General features: G+C 67.6%; 9 protein-coding genes and 1 pseudogene. 2 read left to right on the top strand and 8 right to left on the bottom strand.

What is annotated here, in order from left to right; genetic code table 11:
- Window positions 1-322 precede the first annotated feature (322 nt).
- From QN345_RS09925 to QN345_RS09890, 8 genes and pseudogenes are all read right to left on the bottom strand, one after another.
- Window positions 323-1,417, bottom strand: a pseudogene (locus tag QN345_RS09925) (D-alanine--D-alanine ligase family protein); the annotation flags it as partial.
- Window positions 1,320-2,411 carry an NAD(P)H-dependent glycerol-3-phosphate dehydrogenase gene (locus tag QN345_RS09920; protein ID WP_241975984.1) on the bottom strand — a complete coding sequence of 364 codons (1,092 nt, stop codon included), beginning with the start codon at window positions 2,409-2,411 and terminating at the stop codon, window positions 1,320-1,322. The gene QN345_RS09920 and the pseudogene QN345_RS09925, both read right to left, overlap by 98 nt.
- Window positions 2,412-2,448: 37 nt before the next feature.
- Entirely contained in the window at window positions 2,449-3,189 is a 741-nt protein-coding gene (locus QN345_RS09915) for a lysophospholipid acyltransferase family protein (protein ID WP_241975531.1), read from the bottom strand.
- 79 nt (window positions 3,190-3,268) lie between these two features.
- Window positions 3,269-4,597 (bottom strand): UDP-N-acetylglucosamine 1-carboxyvinyltransferase, encoded by a 1,329-nt coding sequence (gene murA, locus QN345_RS09910; RefSeq protein WP_134448059.1) that lies wholly within the window; start codon window positions 4,595-4,597, stop codon window positions 3,269-3,271.
- 104 nt (window positions 4,598-4,701) lie between these two features.
- Window positions 4,702-5,310 (bottom strand): 3-isopropylmalate dehydratase small subunit, encoded by a 609-nt coding sequence (leuD, locus tag QN345_RS09905; RefSeq protein ID WP_134560776.1) that lies wholly within the window; start codon window positions 5,308-5,310, stop codon window positions 4,702-4,704.
- 2 nt (window positions 5,311-5,312) lie between these two features.
- The gene (leuC, locus tag QN345_RS09900; protein WP_174774847.1) at window positions 5,313-6,821 is read right to left on the bottom strand and encodes a 3-isopropylmalate dehydratase large subunit; all 1,509 of its coding nucleotides are present in this window, start codon (window positions 6,819-6,821) and stop codon (window positions 5,313-5,315) included.
- A 153-nt stretch (window positions 6,822-6,974) separates the two neighbouring features.
- Window positions 6,975-7,763: a PP2C family protein-serine/threonine phosphatase gene (locus tag QN345_RS09895; protein ID WP_323508611.1), complete on the bottom strand. Its 789-nt coding sequence runs from the start codon at window positions 7,761-7,763 to the stop codon at window positions 6,975-6,977.
- 127 nt (window positions 7,764-7,890) lie between these two features.
- Window positions 7,891-8,916: a TerC/Alx family metal homeostasis membrane protein gene (locus QN345_RS09890; protein WP_323508610.1), complete on the bottom strand. Its 1,026-nt coding sequence runs from the start codon at window positions 8,914-8,916 to the stop codon at window positions 7,891-7,893.
- 256 nt (window positions 8,917-9,172) lie between these two features.
- Between QN345_RS09890 and QN345_RS09885 the strand changes: the two genes are divergently transcribed.
- Window positions 9,173-10,513, top strand: coding sequence for a hypothetical protein (locus QN345_RS09885; RefSeq protein WP_134447522.1), 1,341 nt, complete (start codon window positions 9,173-9,175; stop codon window positions 10,511-10,513).
- Between the two features lie 138 nt (window positions 10,514-10,651).
- The coding region (locus QN345_RS09880; RefSeq protein ID WP_323508613.1) for an MFS transporter at window positions 10,652-11,765 on the top strand (1,114 nt) is incomplete at its 3' end.

Here is an 11,765-nt window from a genome sequence, read left to right as displayed (position 1 = left end):
GGTGCCTGCCCCCACGACGCTGCCGTGCCTCAACGTCAACGGCATCGACTGGATCGAAGACGACTCCGCCGCTCCGCTCTACCGGTACACGACCTACGGCCGCACCCCGGCGAGTGAGGTCGTCATCGACTCTGGCAAGGTCAGCGGCTCGACGGTGCTCGTCGACCTGGCCGCCGTGATGGCGGTCATCCCCGCGACGGCCAAGTGCCTCGGGGCCGCCGACGTGACCCTGCCGACCGACGGCGGAACCCTCGCGCCCTGAACGACGCCTGCCGCCCCTGATCAGGCAGGAAGCGGGTCCCGCAACTCCGACCGTCCGCAGGCGGGCGAGCGCGACTGCGATCAATTCGTCGATGAGCGCGGGATAGGTGTAGCCGCTCTGAAGCCAGCACGTCGGGAACATCGAGATCGGCGTGAAGCCGGGCATGGTATTGATCTCGTTGATGACCCAGCCGGTGTCAGTCAGGAAGAAGTCGACCCGCGCCAGCCCGGCGCCGTCGATGGCGTCGAACGCCCGGATCGCCATCCGCTGCATCTCGGCGAGCTCGGCCGGGGTCAGGGCCGCAGGGCACACCAGTTCGATGCCCGCTGCCCCTAGGTACTTGGCGTCGAAGTCGTAGAAGTCACGCCCGGTGACGAGTACTTCTCCGGCGACGGATGCCCGCGACGGCTCCCCCGGACGGCCCTGCAGCACGGCCACCTCGAGTTCGCGGCCCACGAGGCCCGCCTCGATCAGGACCTTGTCGTCCTCCGCGAGGGCGGTCTCCATGGCACGGACCAGCTCGGCGGGGTCTGTGACCCGGCTCACGCCGACGCTCGACCCGGCGCGGGCCGGCTTGACGAAGGCGGGCAGCCCGAGTTCGGCGAGGGCCGCGTAGGCCATTCCCGGCGCTTCGGCCCAGTCGGCCGCAGTGATCGTGCGCCACGGTGCGACCGGAAGGGAGGCCTGCTGAAAAACGGTCTTGGTGAAGTGCTTGTCCATCCCGAGCGCCGAGGCGAGCACGCCGGATCCGACGAACGGCAGGCCGAGGAGTTCGAGGAGACCCTGGATGGTGCCGTCCTCACCGTACGGGCCGTGCAGGATCGGGAAGACGAGGTCGACGCTGCCGAGCACGCGGGCTGCGGCGCCGGGGGCGTCAACGACACGGAGCGTGCGGTCGAGGGACGATTCCGGCCAGTGCACCCGGCTGCCGTTGTCGGTGACGACGGGAAGCTCCGCTGCCGAGGATCCGAGCGCGAAGTGCGCCGGGTCATCCGCTTCGAGCACGAACGCGCCGTCGCGGGTGATCCCGATCGGGATCACGTCGTAACGCGACCGGTCAATTGCCGCCAGGACTCCGCCGGCCGTGGCGCAGCTGATCGAGTGTTCGCTTGACCGACCCCCAAAGAGCAGCGCTACCGTGAGCTTGTCCGTCATCAATTGTCCTTTCGCCCTGCGGTTCCGCCGAATCCGTGGTGAGGTGAGGGGCGATGTCCCGCGGTTTCAGCGTACCGGCCAGCACCTGCCGCACCTGTTCGACGATGGGCATGTCGACACCCTTGGCCCTGGCGAGATCGAGGATCGGTCCGACGGAGGCGAGGCCTTCCGTGGTCTGCTGCATCTGCTTGACGACATCCGCGATGCTGTAGCCCTGGCCGAGGAGCCGCCCGGCCGTGTTGTTGCGGGAGAGCGGGGACTGGCAGGTGGCGATGAGGTCGCCGAGGCCGGCGAGGCCGGCGAGGGTCTCCGGCTGGGCGCCGTATGCGACGGCGAAGTCGGTCATCTCGACGAGGCCGCGGGTGATGATCGAGGCCTTGGTGTTCTCGCCGTAGCCGACACCGTCGACGATGCCGATCGCGACGGCGATGAGGTTCTTCAGCACGCCGCCGAATTCGGTGCCGATCACGTCGGTGTTGACGTAGGAGCGGAAGTAGCTGTTGGTCGCGAGGATCGCGACGGCCTGGGCGGTCTCGAGGCTCGTCGAGGACACCACGGCGGCCGTCGGCTGCTCCCTGGCGATTTCGAGGGCGAGGTTGGGTCCGGAGATCGCGGCGATGTGGTGCGGGTCGATGGGCAGCATCTCTTCGATGATCTGGCTCATCCGCTGGCCGGAGCCGCGTTCGACGCCCTTCATGAGCGACACCAGGATCGCGTCGGGCTCGAGGAACGGTTCCATCAGGACGAGGTTCTCCCGCAGCGACTGGCTCGGGACCGAGATGAAGACCTGCTCGGCTCCTGCGAGGGCCTGGTCGAGGTGCGGGGTCGCGCGGAGGCCGATCGGGAGGTTGATGCCGGGAAGGTAGTCGCTGTTCCTCCGGCCCTCCGTGATCTCGCGGGCCAGTTCCGGCCGGCGGGCCCAGAGCACGACGTCGGCGCCGCCGTCGCTCAGGATCTTGGCGAAGGTCGTCCCCCAGCTTCCCGCTCCGAGCACGGCGACGCGCGTACCGACAGGGACACCCTGCCGTTGTTTAGCCTTCAAAACGGCCGGTCTCCTTCTGGTCGTGCTCGGAGGGGTTCCAGCGTTTCGCCGGGGCCTTCTCGCCGCGGAGGTCCTCGAGGAGCCCGGTGATGGCATCCATCAGGATGGCCGTGGCCTCGTTCAGGGTCGCCGTGTCGAGGCTGCGTCCCTTGAACTCGTCGAAGGACAGCGGATCGCCGATTTTCACGTGGATGGTCTTGCGGGGAAACGGGCTGATCCGTTTCGAATACCGCGGCATCAGGTCCTGGGTGCCCCAGTGGGCGATCGGCACGATCGGGATGCCCTGCTCGAGTGCGATCCGCACGGCACCGGTCTTCCCGCGCATCGGCCAGAGCTCGGGGTCGCGGGTGAGCGAACCCTCGGGGTACACGATGACCATCTGGCCGCGCTCGACGAGCCGCCTGGCGGCCTTGACCGGTTCGTTGCCACGCGCGACCCCGCCCCGTTCGACGGGGATCTGGCCGGACTTGCGCAGCAGCCAGCCGAGTACGGGGATCTTGAAGACGGATGCCTTCGCCATGAACCGGGGAGCACGCCCGAGCTTCCACGCGAGTGCGCCGACGACGATCGGGTCGATTTCACTGAAGTGATTCGGCGACAGCACGAACGCCCCGGTCTGCGGGAACTTCCGGACGTCGGTCACCCGGTACCGCACCGCAAGGTTGACCGCAGGGAGCACGATCGTCGCGAGGATCCAGAACACCGACGGCTGTGTGGTTTCCTTGCGCACCCTCACCGGTTTCGCGGACGGATCGGGTTCGACGGACGGTTCGGATGACGGACTTGCTCCATTGACTGGCACAGGGCCATTATCCTTCGAGATCGAAGTCCGCCCCCAACAGCCGCAGCTTCGTGATGAAGTTTTCGTAGCCACGGCTGATGATTCCCACGTTGCTGACCGTCGAGGTGCCCTCGGCGGTGAGCGCCGCGATCAGGTGGCTGAAGCCGCCGCGCAGGTCGGGAACCTCGATGTCGGCGCCGTGCAGCTTCGTCGGCCCCGCGATGACGGCGGAGTGGTTGAAGTTGCGCTGTCCGAAGCGGCACGGGTGGCCGCCGAGGCATTCGCGGTGGATCTGGATCGTCGCGCCCATCTCGACGAGGGCGTCGACGAAGCCGAAGCGTTGTTCGTAGACGGTTTCGTGCACGATCGACACGCCGTGGGCGTGGGTGAGGGCGATCACGAGCGGCTGCTGCCAGTCGGTCATGAAGCCGGGGTGCACATCCGTTTCGATGACGACGGGCTTGAGGTCGCCGCCCGGGTGATAGAAGCGGATGCCGTCGTCGTGGATCTCGAAGGCGCCTCCGACCTTACGGAACACGTTGAGGAAGGTCAGCATCTCGGACTGGCGTGCGCCGCCGACGAAGATGTCACCGTCGGTCGCGAGCGCGGCTGCCGCCCAGCTCGCGGCCTCGTTCCGGTCGAAGAGCGCCCGGTGGTTGAAGCCCTCGAGTCGTTCGACGCCCTCGATGCGGATGACCCGGTCGGTGTCGACCGTGATGATCGCACCCATCTTCTGCAGGATGTTGATCAGGTCCATGATCTCGGGCTCGATCGCCGCGCCCTTGAGCTCGGTGATGCCCTCGGCGCGTACGGCGGTGAGCAGGACCTGCTCCGTCGCCCCGACGCTCGGGTACGGGAGGGAGACCTTGGCCCCGTGCAGGCCGTTCGGGGCCGACATGCGGATGCCGTTGGGCTGCTTGTCGACGACGGCGCCGAACTTGCGCAGCACCTCGAGGTGGTAGTCGATCGGCCGGTCGCCGATGCGGCAGCCGCCGAGGTCGGGGATGAACGCCTCGCCGAGGCGGTGCAGCAGCGGTCCGCAGAACAGGATCGGGATGCGGGAGGACCCCGCGTGCGCGTCGATCGCGGCGAAGTGCGCGCTCTCGACGTCGACGGGGTCGAGCAGGAGTTCTCCGGGCTCTGGCCCGTCGGTCACCTTGACGCCGTGCACCGCGAGCAGCTCGCGCACGATGCGCACGTCGCTGATGTTGGGCACGTTCTTCAGGATGCTCGGGCTCTCGCCGAGCAGGGAGGCGACCATGGCCTTGGTGACCAGGTTCTTCGCGCCCTTGAGTTCGATCCGGCCGATCAGCGGGATGCCGCCGCGAATCGTGATCTTGTCGCCTTTCAGCCCCACAGCGGCCCCCCAGCTCTGTGCGTTCTCACGGTTTTGTTCGTCTTCGAGGAGCTGCGCCTTCACGGCTGCGTCTTCACGATTCTGGGCGATCTCGCTGATGGTACTCACAAATTTACCTGCCTTGCGGGGAGAGTACGGGGCCGCCACGGCTCCCGATGGGATTCGAATTCTGCGATCCGCGCTTCATCACGCAGGGTCAGGCCAATGTCGTCGAGGCCTTCGAGCAGGCGCCAACGGGTGTAGTCGTCGACCTGGAATGGCACTGTGAAATCGCCGACGCGTGCTGTACGCGCTACCAGATCGACGGTGAGTTCTATTCCCGGGTCGGCCTCGATGATGCTCCAGAGCTTCTGGGCATCGTCCTCGGTGATCTGCGCGGCAAGGAGGCCCTGTTTGCCGGCATTGCCGCGGAAGATATCGCCGAACCGGGGGCAGAGCACCACGTCGAAGCCGTAGTCGCGCAGCGCCCAGACGGCGTGTTCGCGAGACGATCCCGTGCCGAAGTCCGCGCCGGCGACGAGAATGCGCGCGCCCGCGTACTCCGGCCGGTTCAGCACGAATTCGGGGTCCGTTCGCCAGGCGGCGAAGAGCGCGTCCTCGAAACCGGTCTTGGTGACGCGTTTGAGGTAGACGGCGGGGATGATCTGGTCCGTGTCGACGTTGGAGCGGCGCAGCGGCAGGGCGATGCCCGTGACGGTTGTGAACTTGTCCATGGTCAGAGTGCTCCATCCAGTGCCGGTGCCGCAGCAGGGGCCAGTTCGGCCGGGATCGCGTCGGCGGGGACGAGGCCGTCCGCGACGAGGTCCCACGGGCTCGACAGCGTGCCGCGGATGGCGGTGGCCGCCGCGACGAGCGGGGAGACCAGGTGGGTGCGTCCGCCCTTGCCCTGGCGGCCCTCGAAGTTGCGGTTGCTCGTCGAGGCGCAGCGTTCGCCGGGGGCCAGCTGGTCCGGGTTCATGCCGAGGCACATCGAGCAGCCCGCGAATCGCCATTCGGCACCGAAATCGGTGAAGACCTTGTCGAGGCCTTCCGCCTCCGCTTCGATGCGAACCCGGGCGGACCCGGGGACCACCAGCATCCGCACGCCGGGGGCGAGCGTCTGCCCGCGCACGATGTCGGCGGCGGCACGCAGGTCTTCGACGCGGCTGTTGGTGCACGAGCCGAGGAACACGGTGTCGACCCGGATGTCCTTCATACGAGTGCCGGCCGCGAGGTCCATGTATTCGAGGGCACGCTCGGCGGCGGCGCGCTCGTTGGCGTCGGCGACGTCGGCCGGGTCAGGCACGGTCTCGCTCAGCGAGACGCCCTGGCCGGGGTTGGTGCCCCAGGTCACGAAGGGCTCGAGGGTGTCGGCGTCGAGAACGACCTCCGCGTCGAACACGGCGCCCTCATCGGTCGCGAGGGTCTCCCAGTACGCGACCGCGTCGTCCCAGTCCTGACCGGCCGGCGCGTGGGCGCGACCCTTCAGGTAGGCGTACGTCGTCGCATCCGGTGCGACCATGCCCGCGCGGGCGCCCGCCTCGATCGACATGTTGCAGATGGTCATGCGGCCCTCCATCGAGAGGGCGCGGATGGCGCTGCCGCGGTATTCGAGCACGTAGCCCTGTCCGCCGCCGGTGCCGATCTTCGCGATCACGGCGAGGATGACGTCCTTGGCGGTGACGCCGGGGCGCAGGGCGCCTTCGACGGTGATGGCCATGGTCTTGAACGGCTGCAGGGGCAGGGTCTGGGTGGCCATGACGTGTTCGACCTCGCTCGTGCCGATGCCGAGGGCCATCGCCCCGAAGGCGCCGTGCGTGGAGGTGTGCGAGTCGCCGCAGACGACGGTGATGCCCGGTTGGGTGAGCCCGAGCTGGGGTCCGACGACGTGCACGATGCCCTGCTCGATGTCACCGAGCGAGTGCAGCCGCACGCCGAATTCCTCGCAATTGCGGCGGAGCGTCTCGATCTGGGTGCGGCTCGTCAGGTCCTTGATCGGCCGGTCGATGGCGAGCGTCGGAGTGTTGTGATCCTCGGTCGCGATCGTCAGGTCCGGTCGGCGCAGCGGCCGGCCGGCGAGGCGCAGCCCATCGAAAGCTTGCGGGCTCGTGACCTCGTGCACGAGGTGCAGGTCGATGTAGATGAGATCCGGGGTTCCGTCGGAACCCTTGCTGACCAGGTGTTTGTCCCAAACCTTCTCGGCCAGGGTCCGCGGGCGTTCGCCGGACATCGATGCGTTAGTCATGTGTGTGCGTCTTCCTCAAGATTTGATGGCAGCCAACGACAGTCTCCGCGACGAGGGAGGCCTCAGAATTGGGACTCGTCGCGGCAGATAAGAAGGAGTCGACCGAACAGCACCCGGACAGGCTAACACTTCGCGCCGAGTCTTCGCCGAAGGTCACGACGGTGACACGACCGATTCGACGAAGACGACCGTGACATTGTCGTGCCCGCCGCGCGCGAGCGCCTCGTCGACGAGGGCGTCCACAACGGCCTGCTGGCCGTTGGCCTGCTGCTCGGCGAGGAGCCTCGAGATGTCGTCAGGCTCGAGCTCCTTGGTGAGGCCGTCGGAACAGATCAGGAAGGCACGGTGACCGGATGCCGGCACGAGCCAGACGTCAGCGTCGACGAACTCATCGGTTCCGATCGCCCTCGTGATGATGTTCCGTTCGGGGTGCAGTTCGGCGGACCGAGGCGTGATCAGTCCCGCGTCGACGAGTTCCTGCACCGCGGAGTGGTCGACGGACAGCTGGGCGAGGTGAACCCCGTCCCACGTGTAGATGCGGGAGTCGCCCACGTTGAAGGCCATCCAGTGCAGGCCGATGTCCGCACCGGCATCGACGAAGGCAACCCCGGCCAGCGTCGTGCCGCTCACCGCGGTTCCGAAGTCCTCCGCGCCGCTCAGGTCACGCACCGCGTCGTTGGACGAGTGGATGGCGTCGAGGATGCGCTCGGGGGTTGAAGGACGGCCAACCTCGATGTGTTCTTCGAAGACTCTCAGGACGGTCTGGCTCGCCTCGTCGCCGTGGGCGTGCCCGCCCATCCCGTCGGCCACGAGAAAGACCGGAGAGTGCGCCATGAAGCTGTCCTCATTGAGCTGCCGGACCTGGCCGACCTCGCTGCGCGCGCCGACGGTGAACGAGACCGTCACCGTTGGGAGGGTCATCGTGTCTGCGCTCTGGACCAAGCCGGTACTCCCTCGTGCTGCGGCGCGTGTTCCGAGCCGACCCGATCGCGCCTCGACGAGGCGTCAGAGACCCACGGTACCAATTCGGGGGGGACTTTTCGCGCCGCCAGGACACGTCGCGCCCGCGCTATTCCTTCGTGGTGAGCGACAGTTCCTCGCCGAGACTGTGGCCGCGGGCGCGGGCGTCCCGGTTCGCCTTGATCAGGCTCGCGACCGTGGCGACGGCCATCGAGACCACGATCACGCCGAGCGACGTCCAGGTGTCGATCTCCGGCGCCCAGCCCACACCATGGCCGCCGTTGATGAACGCGACCTCATTGGTGTGGAGCGCGTGCGAGACGAGCTTGACTCCGATGAAGAACAGGATGAAGGCGATGCCGTACTTGAGGTACCCGAGCCGTTCGAGCAGGCCGCCGAGCAGGAAGTAGAGCTGCCGGAGTCCCATCAGGGCGAAGACGTTGGCCGTGAACACGATGAACGGGCTCGTCGTGATCCCGAAGATGGCGGGGATCGAGTCGAGGGCGAACACGAGGTCCGTCGTGCCGATTGCGATGAAGACGATCAGCATCGGGGTGAAGACCCGGCGTCCCTTGACGGTGGTGCGGATCTTCGAACCGTCGAAGGTCGGGGAGATCCGCAGGCGGCGACGGATCATCTTCACGAACGCGTTGTCGGCCTCGTTCGCGTCCGGTTCCTTGGCGACGGCCTGATGCACGGCCGTATAGAGAAGGAAAGCGCCGAAGATGTAGAAGATCCAACTGAAGTTCTCGATGAGGGACGCCCCGAGAAGGATGAAGATCAGGCGCAGGACGAGCGCGATGATGATGCCCACCATCAGTACTTCCTGCTGGTATTTCCGCGGCACGGAGAATCTCGCCATGATGATGACGAAGACGAAGAGATTGTCGATGCTGAGGCTGTACTCGGTGAGCCAGCCGGCGAGGAACTGACCGGCGTGTTCGGCATCGGCCAGGAGCAGCATCGCAAGCGCGAACAGCAGGGCGAGCACGACGTAGAAGACGACCCACAGGCTGGCCTCGCGCATCGAGGGCACGTGCGGGCGCTTGTACACGATCAGCAGGTCGCCGACCAGGACCAGGGTCAGGATGACCAGGGAGCCGATTTCGAACCAGAGGGGAAGGGCGAGATCCACGGAGGGGCCTTTCGAGGAGAGGGAGGGCAGGCAGAGAACCTGAAAGTCTCTCCCGCGACAAAAGATGCCGCCGATCCGACCGGAACCCCTGCACTGCGGTCCGTGTTGACGATCAGATCACTAAACCCAGTGGGCTTTGAGGGATACTCCCCTTCACGGGGGTAAGCCTAGCGGATTTCCGTGCCGAATCCGACGGACCGCGCCATAATGTGCCTGCGCCGGAGAGTGGCGCGCACTCTCGAGAGGCACGGACCCGATGGCGCAGATCGAAACCCCCGAGCAGCAAATCGAACGACTTTCGGCCCAGGTCGCGCACTTGCAGGCCCGGCTGCAGCCCGCACCGCCGAGCACTCCCGGCGTGTCTGAACCCACCAAGGCATCGCTCCGGCTGCGCGCATTCTTTGCCGCGCTCCTGATCGCCGTCGGCGTCATTCTCGCCCCGGTCGCCGTCGTCGCCGCGTGGACCAAAACCGAGGTCACCGACACCGGCCGATTCGTGGCCACCCTGTCGCCTCTTGCGGATGACCCGGCATTCCAGGCGTTCCTCGTTGACCAGATCTCCACGGTGATCGACGACCAGGTCGACTTCGAGAGCATCGCAACGGACCTGTTCGACGGAATCGCCCAGCTCAACCTGCCGCCGAGGGCCCAGACAGCCCTCGGCCTGCTCAAGCAGCCGGCCATCGAGGGTGCGCGGTCGCTGGTCCGCACGGCGACACAGCGGCTGATCGCTTCGGACGCCTTCGCGAACATCTGGGAGCAGACCCTGCGGGTCAGTCATTCCCAGGTCATCGCGGCGCTTCAGGGCGATACGGGCGGGCCGCTCACCATCGGAACCCAGGGTGAGGTCGGCATCCAGCTGGCGCCGCTCATCGCCGCGGTGAAGAGCGCCCTTGTCGCCCAGGGCTTCGCTCTCGCCGATCGGATCCCGGAGATCAACCGCACCATCCAGGTCGCCCAGTCCGACTCCCTTGTCCAGGCACGGGTCGCCTACCAGCTCCTCGACGTCCTGGGGTTCGTGCTGCCGTGGGTGAGCCTGGTCCTCCTGGCGGCCGGTGTCGTCGTGGCCAGGCGGAAGGCACGGGCGCTGATCTGGGCGGGTCTCCTGCTCGCGCTCTCGATGGCCGTGCTGGCGACGGGAATCTCCGTCGGGCGCATCCTCTTCGCAGGCTCCGTCTCGCCGCAGTACCTGCCCCGGGATGCCGCACTCGCCACCTACGACGCGATCGTGCCGTTCATCAGCGCGACGGCGCTGGCTGTGGGGACCGCAGGCGTGACCGTCGCCGTGGTGGCGTACCTGGCCGGGCCCTTCCGCGGCGCGATCGTGGTCCGCCGGCTGACCGTGGACTCTGCCAGGAGCATCCGCTCGTCGGCGGAACGTCGAGGAGGAACCACGGGACCGTTCGGGGTCTGGCTGTACTCCGTGCGGCGATACGCGCGGGTCGTCGTTGCGCTTGTGGCCGGGGCCGTCGTGCTGTTCGTCCGCCCGCTGTCGCCGGGCGTGATCATCGGCACCGCCGTCACCGCCCTCGTCGCGATCCTGCTGATCGAGCTCCTCCAGCGCCCGCCAGCGGATGGCGTTGCCGCAAGCCTGTAGCCTTCGACCGTGAACGTTGAGAGCACGGATGAGACCACGGGCGAGACCACGAGCGAGACCATCGCGGAGACCTCAGGTCCGGGCGGCTCCTCGCCTGCCACGGTCTCCCGGCCGCCGGTAGCGGCCCGCCGTGCCCGCATTGCGGTCGGCGTGCTCTTCTTCACCAACGGCGCGATCTTTGCGAACCTGTTGCCGCGCTATCCCGAGATCAAGGCCGACCTCGGCCTCACGAACGCGGAATTCGGCTTCGCGGTCGCCGCATACCCGCTCGGCGCGCTCATCGCCGGGTTGACGGCCGGGATGCTCGTGCGCCGGTTCCGCTCCTCCCGGGTGGCGATCGTCGCCACGGTGTTCACCGCGGTCGGCATCCTGCTTGCCGGGGTGGCCCCGGCCTGGCTTCCGCTCGCGGCCGGGTTGTTCCTAGCCGGCGCGATGGACTCGATCACCGACGTCGCCCAGAACTCACACGCGCTGCGGGTGCAGCGACTGTACAAACGCTCCATCCTCAACTCGTTCCACGCTGTCTGGAGCATCGGTGCGGTATCCGGCGGCGCACTCGGGTCCCTCGCCGCCGGGCTCGGCATTCCCCTGGCCGTGCACCTCACGCTCTCCGCCGTGCTGTTCAGCCTCCTGGCCGTGCTGTCGTACCGCATGCTCCTGTCCGGCCCCGAACCGGACGAGGCGCGCGCCGCCAGTGCTCCGGCCGGAGTGCAGACGCGCACCGGACGGACGGTAGGCGTGCTGGCGAAATACGCGGTGCTCCTCGCCCTCGTGCTCATCGCGGCGTCCGGGGCCATCGTCGAGGACGCCGGCAGCTCCTGGTCGGCCATCTACCTCTCCGTCGACCTCGGCGCATCAGCCTTCGTCGCGGGCCTCGGCTTCATCGCGCTCCAGGGCATGCAGTTCATCGGGCGGATGCTCGGCGATCGGCTCGTCGACCGGTTCGGCCAGCGCGCGGTCGCGAGAACGGGCGGGGTGATCGTCTGTGTCGGCATGGGAAGCGCCCTCCTGGTCCCGTCGGTCCTGGGCACCGTGGTTGGATTCGGCCTCGCCGGACTCGGGGTCGCGACCCTGATCCCGGCGGCCATGCATGCGGCGGACGAACTTCCTGGCTTCCGCCCTGGCTCCGGGCTGACGATCCTCGCCTGGCTTCTCAGGGTCGGTTTCCTCGTCTCGCCGCCCGTGGTCGGCGCGCGTGACGTCGAAGGCCTCCGCGGTCTTGCGGATGCCGCACAGGTCGAGTTTCTTGGCC

This window comes from Cryobacterium sp. 10I1 (assembly GCF_035019805.1).
Classification (GTDB): domain Bacteria; phylum Actinomycetota; class Actinomycetes; order Actinomycetales; family Microbacteriaceae; genus Cryobacterium; species Cryobacterium glucosi.
The sequence above is the reverse complement of the archived record's forward strand: the minus strand, read 5'-3'. Positions and strand labels throughout refer to the sequence as shown.